At 68.4% G+C, this 26,264-nt stretch carries 25 protein-coding genes; 12 read left to right on the top strand and 13 right to left on the bottom strand.

Annotated features, from left to right (window positions below):
- Nucleotides 1–1,617 (bottom strand): tetratricopeptide repeat protein (locus tag ACFVNO_RS30165; protein ID WP_378897734.1); only part of this gene is annotated, 1,617 nt, incomplete at its 3' end.
- Nucleotides 1,618–2,166: 549 nt separating this feature from the next.
- Complete coding sequence (locus tag ACFVNO_RS30160) at nt 2,167–2,607, bottom strand: hypothetical protein (RefSeq protein WP_378897731.1); 441 nt, start codon at nt 2,605–2,607, stop codon at nt 2,167–2,169.
- 239 nt (nt 2,608–2,846) lie between these two features.
- On the opposite strand from ACFVNO_RS30160, the gene ACFVNO_RS30155 reads away from it, so the two are divergent.
- The 6 genes from ACFVNO_RS30155 to ACFVNO_RS30130 all read left to right on the top strand — a co-directional run bounded on the left by ACFVNO_RS30155 (nt 2,847) and on the right by ACFVNO_RS30130 (nt 7,835).
- Complete coding sequence (locus ACFVNO_RS30155; protein ID WP_378897728.1) at nt 2,847–3,335, top strand: hypothetical protein; 489 nt, start codon at nt 2,847–2,849, stop codon at nt 3,333–3,335.
- Nucleotides 3,336–3,454: 119 nt separating this feature from the next.
- Complete coding sequence (locus ACFVNO_RS30150; RefSeq protein WP_378897725.1) at nt 3,455–3,619, top strand: hypothetical protein; 165 nt, start codon at nt 3,455–3,457, stop codon at nt 3,617–3,619.
- Between the two features lie 456 nt (nt 3,620–4,075).
- Nucleotides 4,076–4,513 carry a hypothetical protein gene (locus ACFVNO_RS30145; protein WP_378897722.1) on the top strand — a complete coding sequence of 146 codons (438 nt, stop codon included), beginning with the start codon at nt 4,076–4,078 and terminating at the stop codon, nt 4,511–4,513.
- Nucleotides 4,514–5,024: 511 nt separating this feature from the next.
- The gene (locus ACFVNO_RS30140; RefSeq protein WP_378897719.1) at nt 5,025–5,732 is read left to right on the top strand and encodes a ParA family protein; all 708 of its coding nucleotides are present in this window, start codon (nt 5,025–5,027) and stop codon (nt 5,730–5,732) included.
- A 101-nt stretch (nt 5,733–5,833) separates the two neighbouring features.
- Nucleotides 5,834–6,187 (top strand): hypothetical protein, encoded by a 354-nt coding sequence (locus tag ACFVNO_RS30135; RefSeq protein ID WP_378897716.1) that lies wholly within the window; start codon nt 5,834–5,836, stop codon nt 6,185–6,187.
- 700 nt (nt 6,188–6,887) lie between these two features.
- Nucleotides 6,888–7,835 carry a hypothetical protein gene (locus ACFVNO_RS30130; RefSeq protein ID WP_378897713.1) on the top strand — a complete coding sequence of 316 codons (948 nt, stop codon included), beginning with the start codon at nt 6,888–6,890 and terminating at the stop codon, nt 7,833–7,835.
- Nucleotides 7,836–8,014: 179 nt separating this feature from the next.
- Here the strand turns inward: ACFVNO_RS30130 and ACFVNO_RS30125 are convergent, their stop codons facing one another.
- Nucleotides 8,015–8,980 (bottom strand): 3'-5' exonuclease, encoded by a 966-nt coding sequence (locus ACFVNO_RS30125; protein ID WP_378897710.1) that lies wholly within the window; start codon nt 8,978–8,980, stop codon nt 8,015–8,017.
- Between the two features lie 690 nt (nt 8,981–9,670).
- Between ACFVNO_RS30125 and ACFVNO_RS30120 the strand changes: the two genes are divergently transcribed.
- Complete coding sequence (locus ACFVNO_RS30120; protein WP_378897707.1) at nt 9,671–10,228, top strand: hypothetical protein; 558 nt, start codon at nt 9,671–9,673, stop codon at nt 10,226–10,228.
- Nucleotides 10,229–10,314: 86 nt separating this feature from the next.
- Here ACFVNO_RS30120 and ACFVNO_RS30115 read toward each other — a convergent pair whose 3' ends face one another.
- Nucleotides 10,315–11,964: a pentapeptide repeat-containing protein gene (locus ACFVNO_RS30115; RefSeq protein ID WP_378897704.1), complete on the bottom strand. Its 1,650-nt coding sequence runs from the start codon at nt 11,962–11,964 to the stop codon at nt 10,315–10,317.
- Nucleotides 11,965–12,523: 559 nt separating this feature from the next.
- On the opposite strand from ACFVNO_RS30115, the gene ACFVNO_RS30110 reads away from it, so the two are divergent.
- From ACFVNO_RS30110 to ACFVNO_RS30095, 4 genes are all read left to right on the top strand, one after another.
- Entirely contained in the window at nt 12,524–12,673 is a 150-nt protein-coding gene (locus ACFVNO_RS30110) for a hypothetical protein (protein ID WP_378897701.1), read from the top strand.
- Nucleotides 12,674–13,542: 869 nt separating this feature from the next.
- On the top strand, nt 13,543–13,686 hold the full coding sequence (locus tag ACFVNO_RS30105) for a hypothetical protein (protein ID WP_378897698.1): 144 nt from the start codon (nt 13,543–13,545) through the stop codon (nt 13,684–13,686).
- An 8-nt stretch (nt 13,687–13,694) separates the two neighbouring features.
- Nucleotides 13,695–14,534: a hypothetical protein gene (locus ACFVNO_RS30100; protein WP_378897695.1), complete on the top strand. Its 840-nt coding sequence runs from the start codon at nt 13,695–13,697 to the stop codon at nt 14,532–14,534.
- A gap of 817 nt (nt 14,535–15,351) precedes the next feature.
- The gene (locus ACFVNO_RS30095) at nt 15,352–16,143 is read left to right on the top strand and encodes a hypothetical protein (protein WP_378897692.1); all 792 of its coding nucleotides are present in this window, start codon (nt 15,352–15,354) and stop codon (nt 16,141–16,143) included.
- A 53-nt stretch (nt 16,144–16,196) separates the two neighbouring features.
- Here the strand turns inward: ACFVNO_RS30095 and ACFVNO_RS30090 are convergent, their stop codons facing one another.
- Nucleotides 16,197–17,204: a helix-turn-helix domain-containing protein gene (locus tag ACFVNO_RS30090; protein WP_378897689.1), complete on the bottom strand. Its 1,008-nt coding sequence runs from the start codon at nt 17,202–17,204 to the stop codon at nt 16,197–16,199.
- A 125-nt stretch (nt 17,205–17,329) separates the two neighbouring features.
- Between ACFVNO_RS30090 and ACFVNO_RS30085 the strand changes: the two genes are divergently transcribed.
- Nucleotides 17,330–17,533: a hypothetical protein gene (locus ACFVNO_RS30085; RefSeq protein ID WP_378897686.1), complete on the top strand. Its 204-nt coding sequence runs from the start codon at nt 17,330–17,332 to the stop codon at nt 17,531–17,533.
- A 70-nt stretch (nt 17,534–17,603) separates the two neighbouring features.
- Here the strand turns inward: ACFVNO_RS30085 and ACFVNO_RS30080 are convergent, their stop codons facing one another.
- The 8 genes from ACFVNO_RS30080 to ACFVNO_RS30045 all read right to left on the bottom strand — a co-directional run bounded on the left by ACFVNO_RS30080 (nt 17,604) and on the right by ACFVNO_RS30045 (nt 25,997).
- On the bottom strand, nt 17,604–18,065 hold the full coding sequence (locus tag ACFVNO_RS30080) for a hypothetical protein (RefSeq protein ID WP_378897683.1): 462 nt from the start codon (nt 18,063–18,065) through the stop codon (nt 17,604–17,606).
- A complete protein-coding gene (locus ACFVNO_RS30075) occupies nt 18,062–18,565 on the bottom strand; it encodes a helix-turn-helix domain-containing protein (RefSeq protein WP_378897680.1) in 504 nt (167 codons plus the stop codon). Before ACFVNO_RS30075 ends, ACFVNO_RS30080 begins: the two co-directional genes overlap by 4 nt.
- Before the next feature lie 1,268 nt (nt 18,566–19,833).
- Nucleotides 19,834–19,965, bottom strand: coding sequence for a hypothetical protein (locus tag ACFVNO_RS30070; RefSeq protein WP_378897677.1), 132 nt, complete (start codon nt 19,963–19,965; stop codon nt 19,834–19,836).
- 741 nt (nt 19,966–20,706) lie between these two features.
- Nucleotides 20,707–20,937 carry a hypothetical protein gene (locus ACFVNO_RS30065; protein WP_378897674.1) on the bottom strand — a complete coding sequence of 77 codons (231 nt, stop codon included), beginning with the start codon at nt 20,935–20,937 and terminating at the stop codon, nt 20,707–20,709.
- A gap of 694 nt (nt 20,938–21,631) precedes the next feature.
- A complete protein-coding gene (locus ACFVNO_RS30060; RefSeq protein ID WP_378897671.1) occupies nt 21,632–22,423 on the bottom strand; it encodes a DUF6042 family protein in 792 nt (263 codons plus the stop codon).
- A gap of 236 nt (nt 22,424–22,659) precedes the next feature.
- On the bottom strand, nt 22,660–23,043 hold the full coding sequence (locus ACFVNO_RS30055; RefSeq protein ID WP_378897668.1) for a hypothetical protein: 384 nt from the start codon (nt 23,041–23,043) through the stop codon (nt 22,660–22,662).
- 239 nt (nt 23,044–23,282) lie between these two features.
- Nucleotides 23,283–24,656 (bottom strand): replicative DNA helicase, encoded by a 1,374-nt coding sequence (locus ACFVNO_RS30050; protein WP_378897665.1) that lies wholly within the window; start codon nt 24,654–24,656, stop codon nt 23,283–23,285.
- 237 nt (nt 24,657–24,893) lie between these two features.
- Entirely contained in the window at nt 24,894–25,997 is a 1,104-nt protein-coding gene (locus ACFVNO_RS30045; RefSeq protein WP_378897662.1) for a hypothetical protein, read from the bottom strand.
- Nucleotides 25,998–26,264 lie beyond the last annotated feature (267 nt).

The raw sequence follows: 26,264 nt of genomic DNA, 5'->3' as shown, positions 1-26,264 counted from the left end.
GTTGGTGTTGCCTTGGTCGACGGCCTGCCGAAGCCAGTCTTCGGCCTCCTCCAGCCGGCCCGTCTCCTGCAGCAGGAAACCGAGGAAGGCCATCGCGTTGGTGTTGCCTTGGTCGACGGCCTGCCGAAGCCAGTCTTCGGCCTCCTCCAGCCGGCCCATCTCCCGCAACAGGATCCCGAGGGAGACCATCGCGTTGGTGTCGCCTTGGTCGGCCAAGGGGCGCCAGGCTGTTTCGGCGATGTCGGCCCGTTCGGCGTTGCGGGCCGTGACGCCGATGGTGAAGCGGTCCTGATCGGTGGCCGCGGCCAGAGCAGCGCGCCAAACCGCATCGGGCAGGGGGTCTTGGGTTGTGAGGTAGTCGAAGGCCCGCCACCGGCGACCCTGATGGTCGACAGGCACCAACAGCCCGGCCAGGCCGCTGCGCCGACAGGTGGCCCACTCCCAGGCCTGGTCGGCCTCCTCGGGCAGAGGCGGCGGATCGGGCAGGTAGCTGGTGTGGGCGGTGTGGAGCTGTTCTCGGGTCAGCGGGCTGGACAGCCCGGCCCGGGCCAGGCCCACCGCTGCGGCCACTAGCGCGTACCCGCGCGGGTAGCCGCTGTCGGGACCATGGTTCCAAGCCTCTTGGAGGTAGGGGCCGGCGGCCAGCTGCTCGGCCACGCCGAAGCGCTCATCGGCGGCGGCCCGGACCAGGCGCGCATCGTCGCTGGCTCTGGCACGCTCACGCTCCTGCACGCTCCAGCGGCGGTCAAGAGTGATCGGTGGGGTTTTGAGCACCGCATACCCCACCCCCTCGGTACCCGGGGTGGGGTCGGTGGCGCTGGGGCGCAGGGCATCCAGCCGTTCTTGGCGGATGGTGGCGGCCACCACCGCGTTGGCTTGGCCCAGTTCGGCGACCAGGGCCGGGGTCAGACCGGATGCGGCCAGGTGGCGGTCCACATCGTCCAGCCACACCACCCACCCCTGCGGTGCGCGTGAGGCCCGTTCCCTGAGCCAGGCGGACAGGGGACGTAGGTCGGCGTCCTCGGGCGGGGCCACCAGCATCCGCTCGGGCAGGGTCCGGGCCAACGCCTGGGCCAGGGCGCGGGTCTTGCCCGCGGTCGAGGCGCCGGCCACCAGCACCATCCCCCCGCGCGGCGCGGCCGCCGCCACTGCCAGGCGCCGGTCGAGTTCGCCGTCCACATCCCGTGCAACGTAGGGCGGCAGGCCCTCGCCGTCCGGTCCGGGCAGAGCGTCGTGGGCACCCAACTCGTGCGCATCTGCCTGGCCGGCGGGCAGAGCCACCTCCACCCACCCCGGAACCGGCGGTTCCGCCGGCGCGGGCGGGGAGTGCATGGTGACCGGGCCGTGGATGTCTCTGGCCTGGATCGAGGGCCCGCGGATATCGCTCGCGCGGTTGTTCACCGACGTTCCTGCGGGGGCAGATGCGGGTGCCGTCCCCGGGGGAGAGGGAGTGCGCTGGGGCCAGGCCAGGGCCAGGGCCGCGGCGGCCAGGACGAAGGAGCCGGTCCCCGCGGCCCAGGAGAGCTCCTCCAGCCCGGGCAGCAGCAGCGAGGCGCCCAGCACCGCCAGCGAGGCCGCTCCCACGGCCGCGAGGATCCACACCCACGTTCGTCGCATACGCCGAGTCTGCCGCTTTCGCGGCGCTCTCGGCCACGCCTGCAGGACTTATCGCGGGCCAGAAACCGCCTCGGGAGCCGCCGGTGCCGGTATAGGAATACGAGCCCTCGGAGGTGTGGCCACGGGTGGCCAAGGGGTGGCCACGCCCCCGCGACGGCCCGCGTCGACCGGACCCACCCGGCGCCGAGGGGGCCGCTGCCGTCGGGCCCTGGCCAAGCCCCGCCCCGGGGCCTGGCCACCCTCCCCGCCGGTATGGCCGCCGGGCGCGCGGGCTCGGCGGCCACCGCCCCACTCGGTGCCGTAGATACGGCATGACGTACACACGGCGTACTCCGGCCTGCGAAAACACCGGCACGGTTCACCGGACCGGGGGTGGCCAGCCTGGGATTCCCGTGACGGACACTCCCCCGGCCCCTGTCCAGACCCGTCCCGGCCGGATAGGGGTCGCTGTCCGCGCCGCCCCTTCCCGCCCCCGCTCCCGAACCGGTGGCCACCCCGCCGCCCAGGGGTGGCCACGGGTCCGGACACGGTGGCCACCAAGCCACAGAGTCAGCGACGCGCCTTGGTGACTTGGCGGGGCTGGGGCGCTCCGGCGGCCTCCCATTCCGCCAAGGCCTTCTGGAGGCGCTGGGCGAGTTCGGGCGAGGCCCACCGCCCCTGAGCGGTGTGCCGGATGTACTCGTGGGCGCCCTGGCGCAACGCCGACTCCGGGAAGCGCAGCACCGCGGCCGTGAGCGTGTGGGCACCCTCCACGTGCGACACCGAGTCGATGCACCCCTCGGGGGCCTCGATGTGGCTGGGGTCGTAGCCGTTGGCGCGGTTGTTGTCGCACCGCCAGTACCACCGGCCGGAGTAGGCGCACTCGCACGCGATGGTGCCCGTCATCCGGGGGTGCCGACGCCGCCATTCGGCGTCCAGGGGCAGCACGTCCTTCGTCTGCGGGGCCTTTTTGCCGCACAGGCAACACACCAGGTGGATCTTCGGAGCCACGGACGGCCTCCTCACGTCGGGGAGCTCATGCTCGCAGCGCGTCCTCATCCAGGGGTGGCTTTTCGAAGAAAAAACCGGCTGAGCTGCATACAAACCAGGTTGGCGACTTTCCATAAAGTCACGAAGCCACGGAGTCGGCAAGCTGGCTTTCCAACCCTGCGGATCTACGGGAAACCCGCCCTCCTCCACCCCGGTCCGGGTAGATATGGCGTGTCCACCCCCAGCGCAGAAAGGCCCCCATGGTTAAGCCGCTCTCGTGGAACCACTACAGGCAGGGAGGGATCGACGGCCTGATCCTGTTCCGGGTCACAGGCCACAACTACGACAGGCCGCCCTTCACCCTGCACACCTCCCTCCCGGTGGGAGGAAGCCGGTGGAACTCCTACAAGGGCCAGAACGTGGCCCTGACAGACCTGTCCACCGAGAAGGCCGCGCAGGCCAAGGCTCAGGAAGTCCTGGAACAGTTCACCGCGACGCTGGAAGACGGCACCATCACCTGGACCTCTGGCGGCCCGGTACGTCCGACCGTGGGTGTGGTCGGCGGCATGAACCTGTTCCGCATCCAGCGTCTTCCCGGCCGGGTCCTGCTGCGCTCGCGTCTGCCCATCGCACCGGGCGGAGTCGCCCAGGGCGACCTGGCGAACGTGGACGCGGCCAAGGTCAAGGCCGCCCAGATGATGGAGCAGTTCGCCCACCACGTCGGCCTGGTCTACCGGCCGACATCCTGAGAACAGCACCGCGCCGTAGATACGGCATGACGTATCTACGCCACTAGCCTGACCAGCGGAAAGGCCCGCACCCCAGCTCGGGGTGCGGGCCTTCGTCGTGTCCGGGGTAGATCCTCCCCATGCACTCGGAGTTCGGCGAGCCCGACAACGTCTCCGAGGACCAGGCCGCCGACGATGAGGCGTGGCTGGCCTCCCTTCCAGCCGGGCAGCGCGCCCTGCTGGAGCTGGTCATTGCCCGGATGTGCGAAGCGGCGAGGGACAGCACCTACCGACCCGACGGATGAGCGTCGCCCCGTGGGCGGCAGACCGGGGCCCGCCGGCCACGTCCACCGGCTCCTCCCGGAAGGAGCGGGGCTGCTCTCCTCCTCAGTGCGCCGGCCCCCGCGGCCCTTGCCGGGTGAGGGCGGCCCGGATCGCGGCGTCGTGCCCGCCGCGCCCCCGCGACGGCGACTCCATGTCCTTTTCGAGCCCCTGAACGTCCACGGAACCGATGCTTCCACCCGCACCACCGCAAGGACGGAGCTTTCACGGAACACGATCAGGAGCAGGACCAGGACCCGAACGCCATCACCGACACAGGCAGACCAGCACCAGCAGGACCAGGAATGTGATCAAACCTAGGCACCATCGCCGCCGCGACCCCGGGCTCCTCGGAACGCGGACCTGATGTGCTCGTTCTCCTGTGGAGGACGCCGCCGGTCCGTAGGATCACCGATCGTCGCCGAACCGAGGAGCGTCCGATGTGTGAACTGCCGTCTGTGACCTCCGTGGTCCAGGACCTCGCGGACAGCGAGGGGGTGAACGCCCGCCTGGTCCAGGGCGTGTGGCACCTGGAGCTGACGGAGGAGGCGCTGGTGTCCCTGGTCTTCGAGCAGCGCCGCCTGGCCCGGGAGGCCGCCCTGGCGGAAGCCAACTCTGCTCCGGAGCCGGAGGTGGACGAGTTCCCCCGGGACGAGGACCTGGACGCCGCCCTCGAGGAGTTCGCCGAGCCCGACCCGCGGACCGGCGCCGAGGCGTCGGGGTGCGCCTGGTGCGGTGCTCCCCTGGAGATCAACCCCCTGGGGCGCCACCGCCGCTACTGTTCCCGGGCCCACCGCCAACGGGCCTACGAGGTGCGCACCGCACTGGCCCGCCGCGAAGCCGACCGAGCGGCCGGGAAGATCTCCTCCGACGCCTGACCCCTGCGGGGCCGCCACCACTCATAGTGCCTAGGTGTGTGGAACAGCGATGGCGGTGAAGTGTCAAGGAGTGTGCGCCTCGAATGCGCCAGCGGACGGCAGGCCAGCTTCCGGTCCGGCCGGGACGGTCTCCGTGCGCCTGGTGGGCGGCCACCCCCGCTGGGCCGGGCAGGTCCTGGAAGTTCCCCGCGGCGAAGTCCACGACGTTCCGTTCGGCGATGTCGGCGCGTTCCTGATGGTCGAGGACGGTTCCTACCCCGACCATCTCGCGATGACCGAAGGCGTGGACTGGCGGGCCCACTACGCACCCGTCTCCGGAGGGAACCGGACCAGCTGGCACTTTGTCGGGTGGGTCCCCTCCTGACCATCGGCACAGGTCAACCGGCTTTCGGGTATACCCATACACCGGTGTAAACGCACACCGGTGCCCAGGTACGTCGGTGTATCGGTCCACCGGTGTACCGGTAGGCCGGTCCACCAGGACGCCGGTGTATGGGAGATACTCGCGACCATGAGCGATGAACCGAGGATCTACACGGTCGCCAGCTACAAGGGTGGAGTCGGCAAGACCACCCTCGCCAGCGAGCTGGCCTACGTCTTGGACGCGGTCCTGGTCGACCTGGACTGGGACCGCGGGAACGCGACCCGTGCCTGGGGGTACCGAACCGAGGAGCGTTCCAACGCGCCGATGCTGGACGCCATCGAGACCGGGCGCACCCCGCGCCCCCTCAAAGGGGTGCGCAAAGCGGACCTGGTGCCGTGCCACGAGGACTTCGTGGAGACCCAGCCCGCTCCCGACGTCATGGCGTCCCTGCTGGAGCGGTGGGCGAAGGAGTGGGGGCGCGACCTGGTCGTGGACACCCACCCCGGCGGCAGCCCGTCGACCCTGGGCGCGATGTCGGCCGCGCACCGCATCCTGGTGCCGGCCCCGTTCGGCGAGAAGGAGCACGAGGCCTTGGAGGGGATGGTGCAGCAGCTCGCGGACTACCCGCTGATGGTGATCCCCTCCCGGGTGCCGCCGGTGCCCCCGGCCCGCGACATCGAGCGGCTGCGCCGGATCACCGAGGCCGCCGGGGTGCCGGTGGGGCCGCCGATCTCCCACTACGTGTGGATGCCGCGCCGCACCCGTCGTATGGCCGTGAGCGCCCCACCCGTCACCAAGCAGGGCCAAGGGTTCGCCGACGAGGTCGCCGCGGTGGCTCAGGCGGTGGTCGTGTGAGCAACGGGCTGGACAAGCTGACCCAGCGGCGCCAGCGGCGCCAGGCCCCGGCGCCCAAGCATCCTCGCACCCCGCCCGAGGAGGGGCAGGAAAACGGGGCGGTGACCACCGAGTCCACGAAGGAAGCCCCCATCCCGGCCGCGCCGGCGGACCCCGAGCCCGCACCCAAGCAGCGGCCTGCCAAAGCCAAGGCGACTGCGCCCGCCGAGCGCAGCGACGCCACCCGGTCCAAGCGGACGCCGTCAGTGGAGGCCTACCTGGACCAGGAGCTGATGGACTGGCTCTGGCAGATCGAGGCCGCGGCCGTCGCGCGCCGGGAGCGGTCGGTGGCCAGCCCCGCGATCCGCCTGGCGCTGCGGGAGCTGAAGAAGCGGATGACCCCGGAACAGGTCGTGGACGCGCTGCTGGCACAGGCCCCGGAGCGAACGGGGCGCCCTGGGCGGCCGCGCCGCTGAACCAACCGGTGTGCCGGTTTACCTGCCTACCGGCGCACCGGTGGACTGGTGTACCGGTAGGCCGATACACCGGTGTATCGGTGTGCTGGCCAGTCCAGCCAGGGTGTTGCAAGCCCTTGCTGTTCAGGCCGCGGTTGTGCCGTGCCGCGCTGGACAACGGTGCGGCACGATCCGCCCGAACGAGCAAGGAAACCCGCCTCCCGGAAGGGCAGGGTCGAAGCGCAGAAAGAACAAGCCGCAGGCCGACTTTCCCAGCCGGAAATATAGGTACGCAAACGGTTCACGAACCGATCCCAAGCACCGGGCATGTCCCCGGGCCTGGCCTGAGGGGCGGCGGCGAAGGACCGAGGAACCTCCGATTCCACCGGGCCTCCCTGCGTATTTGGCTGGTCACACGTGCTGCCCGTGTCGAAGAATCTTGAGATAAAGAAATTTCATATTTCAAATGAGAAACATTCCATGATGGGATGAAATCATTTGTCCTGGAACGTCGGACACCTGGTGTACCTTTTAACACGGAGGTCACGAATTCATCGTCGCGACCCTTAGGTAACGGGGGGTTACCTTGGCATCTAGTTTCCGCCTGAATAAGCGGGAAACCGAGAAGTTCCGCCGAGAACTGACCAAGAAACTGAACAAGGGCGGGGGAGTCCGAGTGGACGTCGCCGGCACAGCTACCGGCGACCACGGAGGACTCAGCATGGAACCGGACCCGAACGGCAGCCTCTACCTGGGCTTTCACCGGGTCCTGGTCCACTGCTACGAGGAAGGCCACCGGCAGACGGTCAGTAGGACAGCGCATCAGATCCTGGATATCGAAGGCCTGGACGAGGAGAACGCCGAGACCCTGGTCGAACGGTCGCTCGATCTGCTCGCCGACCAGGGCCTGGTGAAGCTGTTCCCCACCATGGGCAGCCGGTACGCGATGTACGACATCACCGACACCGGGCGCATCTACGCTGCCGAGGTGCTCGAGCGGCGAGCCCGGCCCGGATACAGGGCACGTGTCTTGCGCACCTCGCTGTTGCGGTGGCTGCACGAGAACGAGGGAGCGGCGGGGCTGAGCGAGGTGCCGCTCACCCACCGCCATGTTGAAGGCTCTGAGGCCGGGGAGGAGGAGCTGGCGAAGGTGATGGACGATCTCACCGCGCGCGAGCTCGTGCGCTCCGCGGATGAGGAGGGATCGGTGGTCCTGACCGAGCAGGGCCACCGGTGTGTGGAGAACTTCGGGGGAGATGTGTCCAAGTACGAGGAGGGTCGTCCGAAGGCGGGGGCCACCTACACCGTGAACTTCAACGGTGCCGCCACCGGGGTCCAGGTCGGGCAGGGCGACCACAACACGTTCAACCAGGACAACCGGTCAGAGATGACCGAGCAGGTGCGCGGTTTCCTGGAAAGCCTCGAGCAGGTGCGCCCCAGCCTGGACCTGGACGAGGGCAGCGGGATGGAGTTGGACCGGGCGGTGACCTCGCTGCAGGAGCTGCTCCGGACCGACGAGCCGGAGCCGACCCGTGTGGGTGTTCTGCTGCGCTGGATCGGCGACGTCCTGAACAAGTCGGCGTCCCAGGCGGTCTCGGGGAGCGTGGCACCCCTGCTGCTGGCCGGGCTGAACGAGTTGTTCGCCCATTTCCCGCAGTTGCTCGGCTGAGCTGAGGGTCTGTGTCGATTGAGAAGGTCGGCACAGACCCACCGGCACACGGATACACCGGTGTATAGGCCTGCCGGTAAGCCGGTCTGCCCGTTCGCTGCACGTCAGGCGGTGCAGCAGAGGGTGCGTTGAGAACATCGGAGGCTGTCGTCGACCACGTCGGCGTCAGCCGTGATCTCTCAGCCTTCGACCGTGTAGGCGGTGTCGGCGACGGTGCGGACCACGTCCCGGGCGGCTCGGGCGTCCCCGAGGGCCCGATGGGCGCCGCCGAGGGGGCCGGGGCGGCTGGTGCGGGCGGCGGCCCCGCGCCAGGCCATGGCGCACGCCCACTCCCAGCGCGGACGCTGGATGCCATGGCGGCGGCAGGTCTGGGCGATGAGGCGCCGGTCGAAGTCGGCGTTGTAGGCGACCAGGAGTCGCCCGTCGGCGATCTCGCTCAGGCGGGACCAAACCTCGGCCCAGGCAGGCGCACCGGCCAGCTCATCGGGGGTGATGCCGTGCACCCGCTGCGCACCCGCCTCTACCGGCACACCGCCGGGGCGCACGAGGGTGTCGAGCAGCACAGCGCCGGTGTCGGCGGCGATCGCCGCGATCTCGACCACCACGGCCTGGGACCCCAGCCCCGTCGTCTCCACATCCAGGACCAGGGCGGCGCCGGGGGCCAGGGCGCGGCGCGCGGCCGCGATGGCCCGGTGCGCGGGGGTGGCCAGGTCCACCAGCCGCCGGTACGCGCCAGCGGGGTGCGCGGCCAGGTCCTCGCGCAGTCCGGCCGGATCCGGATGCCCGTCGGCACGTACCGGCCAGTCCAGGTGCCATCGGCCTGCCCGTGGCCGGTAGGTGGTGGTCACCTCCAAGCCGTACCCGTGGCGCAGGTGGTCGGTGAAATCCTCGATCGCCGGACCGGGGGGCGTCTCGGGCATCCCGGGCAGGGCCGCCACGACCCGCTCGGGGATCGCGGCCGCCTGGTCCCGGTCGTAGAGGGCACGCCCCTCATAGTGATCGGCGACGGACAGGTGCCCCTGCTCGACCAGGAGGGGGACGTGGCCGGCGCGCACGGGCCACCCGGTGCGGGCGGCCAGCGCGGCGGCGGTGCGCGTGGCCCCCACCGGGCGCAGGGGAACGGGATCAACGGGAACAGCGGTCATGACCTTGAGCCTGCCAGAACCCCCAAACACACGGGAGGCGATTCATGGAATACGGACGCTCGCATAAGGAAAGGAGTGCTCGGCTCATCCAGGACACCCCAACGCGAGAGGCACACGACTATCCCCGCATGCGTGGGGAGCACCACCAGCACCATGCGCCTACAATCTTTGGCCCACGGAACATCCCAAATAAAAAGCTCCGACGATCTGGCAGATCATCGGAGCACTATGGGATACGACGAATCAGGCGTGTGCTATTCGTCGCCGAGAATCCACCCGAAGAGCCGGGATGCCAGCTCTCTGAGCAGCACGGACACGACGATAGGCGCTGCTACCAGGCCAACCTTGCGCCACCGCTCGGGCATGACGGACTCCAATCACGGACCTCGAAGCGCCCCGGAAGGTTTTTCGGGACGCCAAGAGAATACACGGAAAACGAGCACCGGGCGCATTGGATCATTGTTCGGTGACGTTGGAAGGCTGCCCCTTCCAACTGGGCAAAAGAATGTAGAGGCATTGTGCTGGAGACGTTTTCCGGGCCTTCTTGAATATGCGTTTGCGGTGGGGCCGCTACTCGCTTCTGCGTGTGCTGAGCGCAGCGAAGATGGCAGTGCTCAACCGCAGTGAAGCTGCCGGCAGGTGGATCAACGGCCTCCCCCGACCACCGGTGCTGCGGCTAGCCTGCCGCACATGACTTCCCACGCCTCGGATCCCCACCCTGGAACGAGCGGGGGGCGGATCCCGGGTGGGCCGGGCTGGTACATGGACGCCCTCACGCTGCTTCCGGTGATCGAGGACGTGCAGGAGTTCCGCGACGCCCACGAGCACGACCGGGCGCTGCCGGTCCTGGAGAGGCTCTGGGGCGGCCGGCCCGAGGAGGCGGAGCCCTTCGCGCTGGCCCTGGCCGCGGCCGAGCCGACCATCCGCCATCGGGCCCTGATCGCTGACGTCCGTCGTGACCTGGGCCGGATCGCCTGGGCCGTCGCCGAGTACGGTCGGCTGATCGACCTGTCCCGCGGCACCGCGCGCGAAGCCGTCCTGTGGCAGCACCTGGGCAAGGTCCACTTCGTCGGCCAGGACTACCCGCAGGCCGCCCGGGCCTTCGCGACCGCACTCGATCTCCGGCTGCGCGACAACACGGCGGAGGAGCTGGTGGCCTCCTCCCGCCTGGCGCTGCAACGGACGAAGCTTCTACTCTCCGCCCCAGCACGCCAGAGGAACCGCGGAGTGACCCGGCCGTGTTGTTGATGTTGGCGGCCGCGAAAATGACAGTGCGTTCGGCCACCGAGATGTCAGTTACCAGACGCCTTGGCATCTGCAGTCGAGGCATCCTGCTAGCTGTCGTCACCGGCGAGGATCTGCCAGGTCTGAGGCAATGTCACCGTTGTGGGCTCTCCGCGGTTCACCGCCTCTAGTAGCCCGGTAGGGCACGTCCCCAAGATGTTGGCAAAGTCCACCCGCCCGCCGGAGAACCGGGCCCATTTGAAGTCGACCTGCCCGCCGGAGAACTCGGCCTCGCGGAAGTCGACCTGCCCGCCGGAGAACTCGGCTCCGCGGAAGTCGACCTGCCCGTCGGAGAACTCGGCCCATTTGAAGTCGACTTGCCCGTCGGAGAACTGGGCTCCGCTGAAGTCCACCCGCCCGTCGGAGAACTGGGCTCCGCTGAAGTCCACCCGCCCGCCGGTGAACTGGGCCCATTTGAAGTCGACTTGCCCGTCGGAGAACTGGGCTCCGCTGAAGTCCACCCATCCGCCGGTGAACTGGGCCCATTTGAAGTCGACCCGCCCGCCGGTGAACTGGGCTCCGCTGAAGTCCACCTGCCCGCCGGTGAACCGGGCCCCGCGGAAGTCGACCCGCCCGCCGGTGAACCGGGCCCCGCTGAAGTCCACCTGCCCGCCAGAGAACACCGCTCTACGGAGGTCACCGCCGTCGAAGACGACGCCGGTGAAGTCGTAGTCCTTCCCTCGCCAGCGGGTGGGCTCCCGCAGGTGGTTGCCGATGATGCGGATGATGGTATGGCGCACCTCACGGAAGGAGGCGAACTCCAAACCCCGTCTCCTGTGTTCCTCCCTGGCAGCCTGTTGTTTCTCACGCCGGACCTCGTCATGTTCTCTGTTGTGAAGTAGGCCGAGATCGACGGCTGTGGTCGGTGATACCGGCGGCAGGACAGACCGGTCGGGTTGCCCAGAGGGGTCGTCTGGGCTGGGTGTGTAAGGCATGCGCAGGTAAGCGCACAGAACGTCGATGACCATCTGCACCAGGTCCTCGCGCCCCTCGGGCGCTTCGTCGGCCAGCCGTGCCAGGGCATGGACACCGGCCAGGCGCACCGCGGCGTGCTCATCGCCGAGTTTGCTGCTGGCGCTGTCGAAGGTGTCGGTGAACAGCTTCGCCACCTCTCGTTCAGCCGCCAACTCGGCGCGGACGTTGGCCGCTTCAGCCCGGACAGCGTCGGCTTCGGTGGTGCGCTGGCGCCGGTAGTGGATCACCAACAGGGCTGCCGCGCCCAGACCGGCCACGATCGCGAACGCGCGGGTGGCGAGCGCGTCCAGGGCCCGGGGCTGCAAGCTGTCGGGGAAGACGGGGTCGGGCGCTCCCATCACCCACCAGGCCCCGGCGACCAGGAGCACCACGACCGCGACTACGACCACCCAGGCGATGGCGATCAGCGATCCGAGCCGAGCTGTCGCGGCGCGGCTGCGCCATTCAAGGTGTGAGCGGCGGGTGGTGGCCGCGACGAGCACCGCTATGGCTACCGCGCCCCCTACGACGCGTCCGGCGTGCGGCCGGGACCACAATGCCTCCCAGGCGCTCACCGCGAGCGGGGTCGTGGCCCAGAAGATCAGGACTACGGCTCCCAGGAGGAGGGCGATGCGCACCGGGTGCTCGCGCGCTCGGACCCACCGGTTTCTGAGGCGTTCGCGTAGCGTCTGCGCTCCTGCTGCGGGGGAGGGCAGCGGGTCGGGGGGAGGGGCATCGGAGGCCATGAAGGAACCGTAGGAGGTTCCCCCAAGCGAGCGATGCTTGTTACCGAATCCGGCCACGTGAAGCACTGACATCTTCACGGCCGACACCACTGACAAGTCGGTGACCGATCCACTGACATCCCCGTGACCATCAACAGTTGACGAGCAGGAAGGACCCCATACGGCCCCCTGGCCCCCTGGGGTCTGGGGTCTGGGGTGTGCGCAGGGATCTGCGATCCGTGCATCCGGGCGTGTCGCGCCCACGGTGGGGAGCATCAAGACGGGCTTGACACTCCGGGTGGGCCCTGGCAGTACCCGGAGGGCCAACCTCTGGACCCTAACCTGCGCCGCGCAAGCCTCTGAACAAGGAACCCACTGAGGGCAGGGACTGACATCGACTCTCGGCGCTTCTCGGCGCTGCAGCATCGGGAGAGCGAAGGGGCGGGTTCCGCAGAGCATCCAGCTCTGCGGAACCCGCCCGTGTGCGCACGGAACGGTGGCGCTCCAGGGTCATGAAAGCCATCGTGGTATTGGCCCTCGAGGGACGCTGGTCCTGCAGATGAGGGGGTAAACCCCGGTCATGGAGAACGAAGAGTTCATCTCCGACGCCCAGGCCGCTGAGGACCAGGCGTGGCTGGAGTCGTTGCCGCCCGGGCGGCGTGCCCTGGTGGAGATGATGATCGACCGGTTGTGCGAAGCCGAGAACGACAGCACCCAGCGACCCCGGTGAGGAACGTGCCGATCGCCGGCGCGGAGAGGCCCAGGGTGGCGCCGAGGCCCGACTGGGGGCGCAGCACCCTGGGCGCCGTGCTGCGCCGATCGCATATGCCCTTCAAGTCCTTGTTCTTAACGTTCGTGCACGTCACCGCCCACAGGATCCACGACACCATCGACGTCTGGGAAGGTACGGTCGGCTGGCGCGAGGCCATGGCCCGGCACCGGATGCGCAAGTGGGAGGACACCCGACCCAGAGGTCGGAACCGCTGCTCCTGGGTTGTCACGGCTTGTCACCCTTGCGGTACGGGTGGCCCATCATCGGACCTCTGCCGTCCAGGAGCCGTCCGTGGGGTCACCAGACATACGGGGCGCCTGGTGGCCCCACGGCGTCGACCGGCTCCCCCGCGACGGGTCGCCGATCCGGCATGTTCGAACATCACCCGGTCAAGACGATGCCCTCAAAGACACCCATAACGATTAAATCGGACATCGAATTACGTTCTGGGTGCGCAAAACGAGTAAAACACACCTCCGGGTTATTCGCTGTCACACGACCAGGGGTGACAAAAAATGATTTCTGTCCACACCCCCTGAGAACCCCATGGATCAGCAGGTCAGGGCATGTTTTCAATGTGCCTTAGTGACCGGTGTGGAGCATGTTGTTCCTGTTGTCCCCCGGCGCTTCTCCGAGCTGGCATAGTGCTTGCAAGACGTTCGGGCGGGACCGCGACTCCCCTCGGACGTCGTTCACCCGGTCGCCCGAAAACACCGTCTTGGCTGGACGGTGTTCCGGGTTTTCGACACTGCTTCTCAAAGGAGAGATGCCCAGTGGAAGACAGTCACACCGTTCGCGAGCCCCGAATCCATCGGGGTCGGCCGCTGATGAAGGTCGCCGTACTCGGAACCGTCGCCGGTTTCGCCGCCTACGCCGTCCACACCGGTCAGGACGTCACGGCCGACGTCGCAGGAGCGGCGGCGCTGGGATATGCCGGAGCCGAGGCCGCACGCCGCCTCTTCGCCGGCTGACCCCGTTCATGGGCGAGCACGCCGCACACGGCAATGAGCTCACCGCTGAGATCCTCGACCAGATCTACCCGCTGGCCCAGTACTCACCCGAGGAACGGCTCAAGGCGCTGCTCTGCCACCTGATCTTGAGCAACGCCCGCAACGAGGCGATGATCCGCCGCACCTTCACCGAGGTCTTGGGCATCCCCGAGCCGGTGACCACCGCTCTGCTGCACGGCGACATCCACGCCCTGCAGACCGCGCTGGCGGAATCAAAGCACGAGGACCGGTGGCCCCTGCTGGCCTCGGCTCTGGCCTACGGAGACGGGCTGAACGCCGCCTACGGCGTCCTGGCCGCCATCCACGCCGAGTTCGAGGAACTGCAGATGCCGCCGACCCAGCGTCGCAAACTGCCCATCAGCCGCGCCATGCTGGATCGGCGCGGTTATCAGAGCAGCAGCGAGACCTTCCTGGAGAACCCCGCGAAGGCCGCCACCGACCCGCGCCTGGCTAGCAGCGCCGAGGAACTCCTGCAGACCCTGAAGTGTCTGCGCGTCCAAGCCGGAGAGCCCACCGTGCGCGAGATCGCGCAACGCTCGGAGGATGTACCCGAAGGAGCCGACGCCACCAAACACCTGTCCCGTTCCTACAACACCATCCACAAGGTCCTCAAGGACACGGACAAGCTCCCCTCCCTGGTCAGCGTGCTGGCGTTCGTCCGCGGATGCGGCGTACTGGACCTGGACGAGCTGAACGCCTGGGAGCAGGCATGGGTGCGCATCGCCATGGGCAAGCACAGCCCTGCACCACCGCGCCCGGGTGAGCAGGGGTGGCGGTCCCCGACCGGCCCCAACCCGTCCCTGGCCTGACCTGGCGGTGTCGTGCTCGACCGGGAGTGAGAGCACGACACCGCGGAGTTGCCGAACGCCGCCCGCAACAGATGTTGGCCGACCTCAATCTCCACCCGACGTTGCAGCCCGCAGCGAGAGATTCTTCCTCACACGCTTAACACGCTCATGGGCTGGAGAACCTAGGTGCGTGCCTAAGCGTGAACTAGGTATGCGTGCACCTAGGGGCACGTGTGGGCGCACACCTAGAGGCGTCGGGCTCCGGCAAGGCGCACCCGGAGCCCGACCCAGGTCCTCCCTGGCCCCGGCCGTGATCGGCTGCCGAGCACCGCGGAGCGGCGTCTCTCCCCGGCAACGGCGGCCGGCGCCCGGAAGGTCCCTGAACATCACTTTCAGGAAGAAAAGCGACGAGGCAGGCTTTTAGTGCCTGTTTCGATAGTCTGCCACACCATTTCCCCAGGAAGTCGACACCGGCCCGTTACAAATAATTACGCAGCTGCGAGAACTACCGGGAAACCCCGCCTGAGGATCACATTTTCCCTGGTCAGAGGCGTGACACGAAATGACGGAAAATCTCGCCGTTTGGCCTCCGGTGCACACAAGGGGCTGCCATAGTTCCTCTTTGAGTGGGTTCGGATCGGCTTCTCTCCCCGAACCGGATCCCATCACCTCAGGAAGAGAACGCACGAAAGGCAAGGCCGCACCGATGAGCGCAGCGACCGCGCGCACCACCGAGGGCGCCCCCGGGTGCCCGACCCCCCGGGCGATAACCGCCCTCACCACCCCGAGCGCAGGCGTCACCGTGTCTCTCATCCACCGTCGGGAGCTCTGAGCGCCCATGGACGAGGAAAAGACCTGGGAACCGCTCAAAGCCCTGCTGGAGCAGCATTTTCCGGCGCAGGTGTACTCCCCCGAGGACAGGCTCAACGCGCTGATCTTCCACCTGCGTGCGCAAGGCCCCCTGCGGTTGCGGTGGCGTGCCTCCGTGGCCCGCGAACGCGTCTCCACGATGTTGATGTCGGAGGTCCTCAGCGGCCGGATGGGGGCGCTGCGGGACCTGCCGAAGGAGGACCACGACAAAGGCCGGGCCACCCTGAAGTTGCTCGTGCTCTCGGGCACCCACCCCCACGGTCCGCGCCGGACGGAGCTCTTGCGGGTCCTCAACGCGGCCTACGGGGCGCTGCGGGGCAGTAGGACCTCTGGAGGCCCCGGGAAGGGCCGCCCTTTGCCCACACCGATCGGCGTGCCGGAGTTGAGGGAGCGGGGCTACCAGGTGCTGACCTATCGCCTGGACGTGTCCCCACGCCAGCTCGCCGACCCCGCCCAGGCCGCCTCCTTCCCCGAGCTGCTCCAGGCACTACAGGCGTTGCGCCTGGTCTGGGGGTCGCCGCCCTGGCGGGTGATGGCCCGCCGCTCGGTGTCCGTGCCCCAGGGGTGGGATCGGGACCTGCACTGTCCGCGATCGCACAGCGCCATGTACCGCACGGTGCTTCCCGGGGCCGAACCGTCCCTGCCCGCGGTTTTGGCCTTCGTCCGTGGATGCGGGGTGACCTCGCCGGTGCAGATGCAGGCCTGGCAGCGCGCCCACGCTCGGGCGGCTCTGGCGGCCAAGGTCAACCCTGACCGGTGAACACCCGGCCGCCCTGGTGGTGTGCGCCGTCGTGCGCACACCACCGTTCCGCGTCAGCACAGGGGGATGCCTTCGGGCGGGGTACTGGTCGCTTCCTTGGGGGTGTCCACGTACAGATCGGAGACCCACACCCCGGTGGAGAGCTTGTTCCACACGGGCCAGTACCCGTCGTAGCGCTCTTGTGCTTCAGGGACGGGCAGGTCCGCGAGCACCTGGCCGTCGCGGACCTGGCAGACGATGGTGACATCGACGCCGTCGGTGAGGTTTTGGACCTGAGACCTGTCGTACTCCGCCCCGGGGCCGCATCTGGTGATCACACCCAGCCCTTCGGTGTGAACAACGGTGGCCGTCACCCCGTGCGGATGGCTGCCGTCGGCGAAGCGGAGCGGCTCGCAGTCATAGACAGCCTCGTCCAACCGGCCGTCCGCGGCGAGTATCACGATGGCCATGGCCGTTATGGCCAACGCCCCGAGCAGAGCGACGGCCGCCGTGGCCAGTGTTCGCACCGGTGCCGAGACGACGTTCGGCAAGGAGGAGTGGAACACAAGGCGCCCACTCGTGAAGTCGACGGTTTCGGAGCGTCGCTCTTCCTCGTCGCCTGGTTGCCGGTCGGCTTCCACGGCGGGCACCTCAGCCAGGTGGCGGTGTGGGCGGGGGCCAGGTCTGCCTCGCACCATGCTGCCGCGGTCGGGACGAGGCGGAGCGGTTCGGGGTTTTCGTGGCTTCTGGGGTGCGCCGTCCTTGGCCGGTGGGGGTTTTGGCCGATCAGGAACCTCATGTGCGTTCTCATCGGAGGTGGCCGGGGAAGGAGAGACGGCGATCTCCCGCAGAACGAGCAGCGGATCGGGATCGAGTTTGAGGGCCTGTGCCAGGGCACGAACGGTTTCGCGGGTGGGCACCTTCTGCTTGTGGTTGAGGGCTTCGCTGACGGTGGTCCTGCCCAACCGCGCGCGGATGCCCAGTTGGGTTACCTGGAGGCGCTGGACCTCACGAGCCGTGTTCAGGCGTGTGCGGAGTTCTGCGTGTGCGGCCTGGGGGGTGAGGGAGGGTTCCTCCGGCACCGTCGTTCCTGCTTTCGTTCATCTACGTTCGCGCGTGTTCGTATCCGACCGCGGCGAACACCTGCGGACATCTCCCGGGCCAGGTTCAGCGGTGGACGTTCACCGTTGACCTGGAAGGAGTGCCGATGAACACCGAGCTGGTCGTGCTGTTGCTGGCCTGTGGTCTGGTGGGGCTGGTGGCGGTGCTGGTCGGGGTCGCAGCCGCCTATCTGGCCCGCCGGGACCAGGCCACCTGGCCCAAGGCGATCACGCTGGCCGCTGCCGCGTTCGCCGCCACGATCACGCTCATCACGGCCGTCACCGTGGCGCTGGCCACCGTGGTGCCCTGATCGGGACCCTGTCCTCTCCTGTGCGCGTGGACCCGCTCAGCGGGTCCACGCGTGTGGCTTGTACCGGGCTTCAGACCGGTGGGACCACTCTCAGGTGGCCGGCCCGGGAGTGGCGGCGCCGGCGGGGCGGCTCGGCGGGTTGGGCCGCCCCGTGGGCGTACTCGCTGATGTCGACCATGATCTGGGGCGCATCGGCCGGCAGGGCCTCAGCCAATCGCAGCCAGGCCTCGTGGGATCCGCGGCCGGCGAAGTGGGGGTTGACGCGGATGCGGTGGTGGTCCTCCCGCCAGGCCAGGCCGTGCTTCTTGAGCTTGGTGGTGACCCGGCTGACGTAGGTGTCGCCCACACCGATCGCGGTGGCGATGTCCTCGCGGGTGGCGTGGACCACTCCGTCGGGCCCCATGGAGCCCAGCAGCAGCATGAGGATGCGCAGTTCGGCACCGGAGAAGTCCAGGGAGGCGATGTGCCTCAGGACCAGGGCGTTGGTGTTGACGGCCACGTCCTCCAGCGGGACCTCGTTGGGTTCGCTCATCGCGGTTCACCGTCCCTTCCTAGGTCGAACTCCAGCACGGCCGGGTCCAGTAGGGCCAGGGCCTGGGCCTGCTCGTCGCTGGATCCGGCGAAGAACACCCGCGGATGCAGCTGGTACTTGCCGCGTTTGACCTGGATGACCAGGCCGATCTCGCGCAAGGTGCCCAGCAGGGTGGACACGTCGGTGCGGTGGATCCCCAGGTGTTCGGCCATCTCGGCCTGGGTCATGGCGACCAGGCCTGTGCCGCGCTCCTGTTTCAGGCCGAGCAGCAGCAGGATCAGGATCTCCCGGCGGCCCAGGTCGTAGTCCTTCACGATCCAGAACAGGGACCGGGAGACCTGTTGGAAGGCGCCGCCGACGAAGTCGTACTGGGCGGGGCGGTCGCGGCGCTGGACGACGAGCTTGTCGCCGCGGCCGAGCTTGACGGGGTGGACGTTGGAGTCCGCGGGGGTGGCCTCGGGGGGCGGCTGGGGGCGAGCCCGGCGTGCGTGTCGGCCCACGCGGACCTCATTCCGGTAGGTGGCTGCAGTGACCGTGGTGGTCACTGTAGACCAAATAGTGCACCACAGGTGCACTGAAACGTGGCATAGACACCACATTCACGCAGCGAACGTAGCGTCAGCGCTACGTTCGCCCTTCACCCGCGCAGAGCTCCCTAACGCAGTGCCAGCACTACGTTACTGGAAAGTAACGTAGTGCCAGTGCTACGTTAGGGATCGCGTTCTCGCAGCTCAGAGCACTTCTTGCCGGGTTTGCCTCTTAGAACAGAAACCACTGCGCGCAGCATCGCCCCTAAAGGGGCGATCAGGGCTGCGCCCTGGGCTCTGGCGGTACCCGGGGGCTCGCGCCCCCGGGACCCCCCGCCACGTGCGGGAACCCGGCGCGGACACGATGTGCGCGACCTCAGGCGGCACGCGCCGGAACCCCGCCCGTTCCAGGCGTTTGCAGGCGGCCTTGTGCTGGCAACGGGTCTGTTCTCAGGCCCTGGGGCGTCGTGAGGCCGCGCTGGGCCTTCCCTGCTGTCGCTCCGATCGTGTCCGCAGGCCTGCTCGGTGGGCATAGAGGCGTTGGTGCCTGTGGGCTGGGTGAGGCGATCCCTGCCCTGGCCGAGGATGGCGGGCTATAGGCGCAGACGTCATTAGAGGCGATGGCCCGGTACCGAGCACCTCAGAGCCCGGCTCCTTTTAGAGCCTGCCCTCATTTGATGACGTGGCTGCTGGTAGGGCGGAGCAGGCTTGGAGGGCATGCAAGGGCCGTGTTCAGCCATTAACCAGTCCCCAGGCATCGAGCGGCCCTGACAGCGCTGCCCTTGACGCTCTTGACAGCACTTGCAGCCCGCTCACCTGCAGAGATGACACGCTCCCACTCGCCCTGACAGCCGACAGGGAGCAGGCTGTGGACCCCTGTCAACTAGCCTTTGTCACGGTCTGCGGGAAGTCTCACAACCGAGAGCTCTACGCCCTCACACCAGCGCTTTTTCGAAGGAGCGCCCCAAGCACACAAGACCGGCTCTACCTGGGCTTTTCAACACCAGACCAGCCTCTGCCTGCTCGGACCGAGCACCTGTAAAACGCCCCATGGACAGCGTGGGCTGTGTAGTGTGGAGATGTGTCAAGCTGCAACATGCAGACTGTTGCAGAGCGACACAGCTATCACCGCGAGACATGGTTCTCATAGGTGAGCACATACGAAGAGGGCCCGCCGCACCACCCAGCCAGGTAGAAATTGCGACGGACCCCCGTCTAGACGGCCTCAGTCGACCTCACGGTCAGCTGGGGCCGTCGCCGTCGAAGAAGCGGCGGATCAGATCCGCCACCACCGCCCTGACCGCGCCGCTGATCGCGGCCATCAGCCAGCCGGGGGTGCGATCCTCCCCGTCCTTCTTCCACGGGTTCCTCATGCGTCCTCCTCAGGAGTGTTCGGGCCCAAGCCCGGGGCCCGGATCGGGCCTGTGCCAGGAGCGGCACGAGGAGCATGTGCCGAGGCGGACGCACTACGACGCTAGCGCAAGATCCGGCCTCCAGGTGCCGGAACCCGTGCGCGGTCGCAGAAAACCACCCCTCCTTCAAGACCGATCCACATGCCCCCGGAGACCGACGGGTGGGTCGGACCACCTCTCACCAGCGCTGACGCACGAGTGGGCCAGGTATCAGCGCGACGGGGCCGGACTCGCACCGCCGGGCGCAGGCCTGCCCCCACCCGAGGACGCCGGCATCTCCACAACGAGCAGCCGCGACTCTTTGCAACTTTTTCATTACTTAGCGTAAGGACCGGCGGGGGTTCGGCCCCGGTTGGATCCGCCGGCGCCCTGCAGCCGGTCCTGTCGCGCACGCCGACCGCTCCCCGAATTCCGATCGCCCCGCCCCTCAGGGGATATCGGCAGCGCAGCGGGGCCGCCCGCCGGGGCCGGTTCCCGGACACCTCCGGGACAGTGTCCTCGCGCGCGGTCACACTCACGGACAGGGCCGCCGCCAGGCGGCCGGCTGGAGGTGCGGGGCGATGGAGGTGACGGGGGAGGGAGCGGGGGACTGACCGCCGAGCTGTCGCGGATATTTCTCGGCGAACTCGTCGGCGCGCGAACAGGGTTCGAGACGCTCCTCCCCAGGACCATCCTGGGATCCCCCCGGCCGGGAAGGACGCTTCAGGCGTCGCGGACGTCGACCTGGGAGGTCTCCAGCTCCAACAGGTCCTCGTGAACCTCCTGGAGCTCGGTGACGCGGACCTGGACCCGGGCAGCGGTGAGCTGGTCGCCCTCGTAGTGGCGGGGGTCCCAACCGGTCACGATCACACCGTCGCGGCCGAAGGTGTCACTGACCATGAACCCGAGGCTGCGCAGGGCCGACCGCATCGGTCCCTGAGCCTTTTCGCTCATGTCACCAGTGGTGTCACGGATGGATCCGCGCACGATCAAGCCGCCCCGGGTCAGCTTGGTCTCCACAACGTTGACCGTGACCCGCCCGATATAGCCCTCGTACTGACGTTGATGGCTTCTAGAGCGGATTGGCAGATGCTCTTGATCTCAGGAACATCGGCCGCGGTGACACGGACCTGGCGGATCCGGCGCGCTTGAGCCTCTTGTTCGCGCTGATCGATGAGAGCTTGGCGTTCCTCCGCCTGGCGGCGTTGTTCCTCCTGGAGGGCGAGCAGCTGCTCAGGGGTGGGTCGTCGATCGAAGAGGCCCACGGCGGCTCCGTTCGGGGTTCGGGGGTGGCTGACCGCAACGCTCCGACACGTTCCCGACCTGAGGAAGGGGCAACCCTGACCAAGGGCCTTTGGTGCAGGAGAGGGCATCTGAGATCTCTACGCCGTAAAGGTCGGCGGTCTGGAGAAATCAAGAAGAACTTCAGCTTCCCACGCTGGTTTTTGGCGGTGGCGCGCGCTGGAAAGGCCGGCGACCGACCAGCGCGCAGCGTACGGGGCAGCTACCTGTACGGCGTAGATCATCCGAGAGGCACTCATGTGAGCGCCCGGGCGGGGAGTGCCAGGGTTTCGCCGGGTTTCGCCACCGGGGCAAGCAAGCGGGACCGGTGCCCTCGAACCCCCGCCAAAGGACCATGCGACGCCGGTCAGACCTCCTGCAGCTCCTCTTCGCCAGGGGCCCGCATGATCGTGATGCGTGATTCGGCGTACTCATCCCAGTCCATGCGGATCTGGAACCGCTGGTGGTCCTTGAGCGCGAATATCTGCTCTCGGTCCAAAGGCGCGTCATGGCGCAGGACGGTGACGTCGGATTGCCCGTCCATCAGGGCCAGCCCGTACCGGGTCTCCTCCAGGGTCAGTTCGCACTCGGCGGCCAACTGGCCCAGGGTGGCCGGGGCCTGGCCGATCCTCTCCTGGTCGGGCACGTTCGCGATCGTCCACTGCAAGACGGCCTGGTTGGCATCCCTGTAGTCCCAGTAGTCGCGGATCCACTGCTCATGTGCCCGGTGCCCCTCCGGGAGGGGCAGGGTTTCGGAGATCAGTGGGAGGGGCCGGGTGAGACGCCACCGTTCCGGGTCCGTGGTGTGGACGAGCACCCCGAGTTCGGCCAGGAGGTCGGCGAGCTCCTGGTTGGTCGTGGGCATCGTGCGGCCGGCGAGGGCCAGCAACTCGGCGAAGTTGCGCTCGGCCTGCTCGGCTTCGTCGTCGCCTTCGGGGTCGCTGGGGTCCTTCCACCGCAGGGGGCCGTTGAGGGGACCGCAGCGGGGGAGCTCGGCGTCCTGCTCCTCGCAGATGGTGTCCAAGACCTCCTGTAGGGAGCCGTCGATGTTGCGGTGGGTGGCGGTACCCACGGCCATGGCGAGCATCATCCAAGGCCCCTCGGGTAGCCAGTGGTGCCAGGTGGTGCGCCAGTAGTCGTCGGGCATGCTCCAGTCCATTGCCGCCTCCGCTGGGTGAGTGCTCAGGCTGCCAGCCAAGCACAGCCCCACCCCGCAGGTGAGGCGTTTGCATCTACTGCCTGCCTGGCTGCTGACGGCCCCGCTGCCAGCAGTCGCCACCTTGGAGCGGATACCCGCCACCGGTTCCGGTAGGAGCTCGGGTGTAGCCCCGCCCCGGAGACGACGAAGGGCCCGCACCAGCCGATGCGGTGCGGGCCCTTTTGCTGCGCCTGTGTTCAGTGGCCGTCCGGCTCGTGGCCGACCGCCAGGTCCCTGCAGATCTCGGCGTGGCGTTTCAGCAGCAGCTCCAGGCGCGCACCGGTCAGGGCCTCCTTGACCTCTCCCGGGAACTGTTCGGGGGAGAAGACCACGATGCCTTCGCAGCGGCCGGGGACCTCGCCGCCATCGAAGACCCGGATGAGCTGGTTGGCCACCGGGTTCGAAGGCAAGGTGCCGTGCTCGAACGGGCTGATCCAGTAGACGTTGATGCCCGGCAGGTCGCCCAGGGGGTCGTTGCCCAGATCACCCAAGGCGTAGGCGCCTCCCTGGGCCTCGTCGAGGAAGTTCTTGACCTCGAAGAAGTTGCCGCGCCGGTGTTCCACCCGCCCGTCGGGGTGCACCGCGACATAGGCAGCGGTACGGGGCCCGGTGGTACGGATCCCCAGATCAGGTTCTTCAGGGTCGCCGTCAAGAACTCGATCAAGGATGTGCTGGAGGTCGTCGTCGCCCACGGGCCGCTCCCGGTCTCGCAAAGGGTGGAAGAACACTCAAGCACGCGGGCAAGCCCAGGGGAGCAACGCGGCAGAGCCCGCACCGGCCGACAGAGGTGCGGGCCCAGGGTGACCATCCGGTTGCGGCTTTACCCCTGGGGCACCTCGGTGAAGCGGGAGTAGTGGAACTCCACGGCCACGATCACCTGCCCCGTGGACCCCTGCCGGTTCTTGACCACGTGCAGCGTCGCCAACCCCGCCATGGGCCCCTCCGGATCGGTCTTGTTGTGGTTCTCGATCATGATCGAGATGTCGCTGTCGTGGCCGATCGACGCCGACTCCCGGAAGTCCTCCAGCTTCACCTTGGGGCGGCCGTCCTCCCGCTCCGACCTGCTGGCCACGTCCTTGGCGATCTGCGCCAGCAGGATCACGCACAGCCCCTTGTCCTTGGCCAGCAGCTTCAGCCCCCGGGTGATGCGCCCCAGCTCCAGGTCGCGCCGGTCCTCCGCGGTGGTGTTCATCAGCTGGAGGTAGTCGACCACCACCAGGTCCGGTTTGCGGCCCTGGCGCTCCATGGAGGAGATCCGCGCCCGGACCGTGGACAGCCCCACGTCGGAGGCGTCGTCGATGTCCATCCGCATGGACTGCACCCGGCCCGCGTAGGCGGCCAGGCGCTCCATCTCCTCCGCCGAGTAGGCCACCGGGTCGGGGCGCACCCGCAGCCGGTAGGACACGATGCCGGTCTCGGCGGAGGTGATGCGCTCCTGGATCTGCTCGTGCGACATCTCCAGGGAGTGCACCAGCACCCCGTACCCGGCCCGGGCCGCGCACCGGGCCAGGTCCAGCGCCAGCACCGTCTTGCCGTGGCCGCTCAGCGCGCCGATGGTGACCAGTTGGCCGCGCGCGAACCCGCCCCCCAGCAGCACCTGCAGGTCCGCGAACGGCACCGGGATCACCGGCACCTCCTTGCGGCCCTGCTCCAGGCCGTCCATGTGCTCCATGAACCCGTCCGCGAGCGACTTGAACGTGTCGTGCTCGGCCGAGGACACGAGCCGGACCAGGTCGGCCGGGGCGTCGCACGCCAACGCCACCAGGTCCTCGGCGTCGCCGTCGCTGCTGTACCCGATCTGCTGCATGCGCACCCCGGCCGCGATGATCTGCCGGCGCACGTGCGCGTCGGCGACCTTGCGCGCGAAGTAGGGGCCGTTGACGACCGCGGGGACCGCCTGGGTGAGCTGGGTCAGGTACAGGGTGCCGCCCACCGCGTGGGAGCGGCCCCGGGCCAGCAGCTCGGAGTTGACCGCGATCAGGCCGTGGGGCTTGCCCTGGTCGGCCAGGTCCCGGATGACGGTGAGGATCTCCCCGTGCGCGGACCGGAAGAACATCGCCGGCGAGGCGATCTCCAGGATCTGCCCCAGCACCTGGCCGGTCTCATCGAGCAGGGCCGCGCCCACCGCGGCCTGTTCCGCGGGCAGGTCGAACGGGAGGTTCTCCTCGGTGAAGTCGTGGTCGGGGTTGGCCATACTGGAATCTCCATCTGTTGAAGGTGGGCAGGGCCGGACCCGTGGTTGGTAGCCGTCGGGGTCCGGCCCTCGTTTTTGAACAGGGTGGGCAGGGTGTTCCTGGTGTGCAGCGCGAACCGCTCGTACCGGTTGGGCAGGGTCGACTCCGCCTAGAAGTCGGCGGAGTCGCTCACCGGAACAGGTCGCCTACGCGGCGAATTGGTACAGGTTGATCGGCAGGGCCGCCACGTTTCCCGCCTAGGACGCGACCAGGGCCGCGATCTTCGGGTGGCCGGCCAGATCCGGGCGGAGTTCCGCGGCCTGGTCCCCGAGGGACCGGTAGAGGTCGACCGCGGCCTGGGCGGCGGCCCCCCCGTGGGTCAGGTCGGAGCGGCACGGTTCGCACGGCACCGGGTTGCCCGGGTGGTTCTGGCAGAACCGGGCTCGCCGGGCCTGGGGCACATCTACGGGGCGCTGAGGCGCACGCTCCCGCCTCAACAGCCACAGCCGGTGGGCCAGGTCCCCCCGAGCCGCCAGCGTGCGGATGAAGCCGCCCAGGGACTTCTTGGCCTCCGGACGCAGGATCTCCACCAGGGCGCGGGCTTCGGCGTCGGTGGCGTCGGTGGTCTCCAGGACCACGTCCACGGGGGCCGTCCCCGGGTTCCGGGCCGAAGACGACTCCTCCTCGTCCTCTCCGGGTTGGCTCGTGAGCGTGGCCGCGCCCTCCTGAGGAGGAAGGTGAAGGGGATGGTCTAGAGGATGGTTGGGCCACTGAGAGTGGCCCCTGGGGACAACTGACAGTGGCCCCTGGGGGGCACTGTCAGTGGCCCCTGAAGGCTCAGAAGAGGGGGCACTCTCAGTGGGGTCTCCGAGCTTCCGAGAGGGGGCACTGTCAGTGCCCCCTGCCTTGGCGGGCTTCTTTCTCGGACGCGGTTTTCCCTTGTCGGAGCGGGATGCCTTGGCCGGGGCGGGAGCGATGTCCGGGCGGGTTTCGGGGGTCAGCGGTTCCAGGCCGCGGTCGTCGCGCACCTGCTGGATGCGTTCGCGCTGCGCGTCGGACCACCAGCTGAAGGGGATACACAGCTCCCACCGCTTCGGGCGGTACTGCTTGGGGATACGCGTGTAGCGGTCCGGGGGCGGGGTCTTGTCGGGGCGGATCAGGCCGCGCCGTTCCATCGCGCGCCATTTGCGGCGCACGGTCTCGGGGTCGATGTCCCCCGAGATTCGGTCGGCGATGGTCTCCTTGGACAGGAAGGCGTTGCAGCCGTCTTCGTCGGCGGCGTCCGCCATCTGCATGAGGATCATCTGCTCGTAGATGTCCGCGCAGGGGGCGTGCTTGAGGGCCCAGATGATGGGGTACACGGGTCTGCTTTCTAGGCAGCCCACACACTGCTAGCGGCACTCGGAGGTACCCAAAAGGTGCCCTCTAGGACCCCAGTCGGCTACAGTGGCCGTTGGTTAAACAGGGGTGAGCGCTGCTAGCTGTCGTGGTGGACAGCCAGCTCATCTAACTTGCGACAAGGCCCGGGTGGTCCCCCGGGCCTTCGTCATGTCTGGGGTGGGGATGGTCAGTCCCCGCTGGTCGCAAAGACCCTACTAGGTCCCTAGCAACCGAGGGGCGAACAACAG

This window comes from Nocardiopsis sp. NPDC057823 (genome assembly GCF_042797335.1).
GTDB classification, from domain to species: domain Bacteria; phylum Actinomycetota; class Actinomycetes; order Streptosporangiales; family Streptosporangiaceae; genus Nocardiopsis; species Nocardiopsis changdeensis.
The sequence above is the reverse complement of the archived record's forward strand: the minus strand, read 5'-3'. Positions and strand labels throughout refer to the sequence as shown.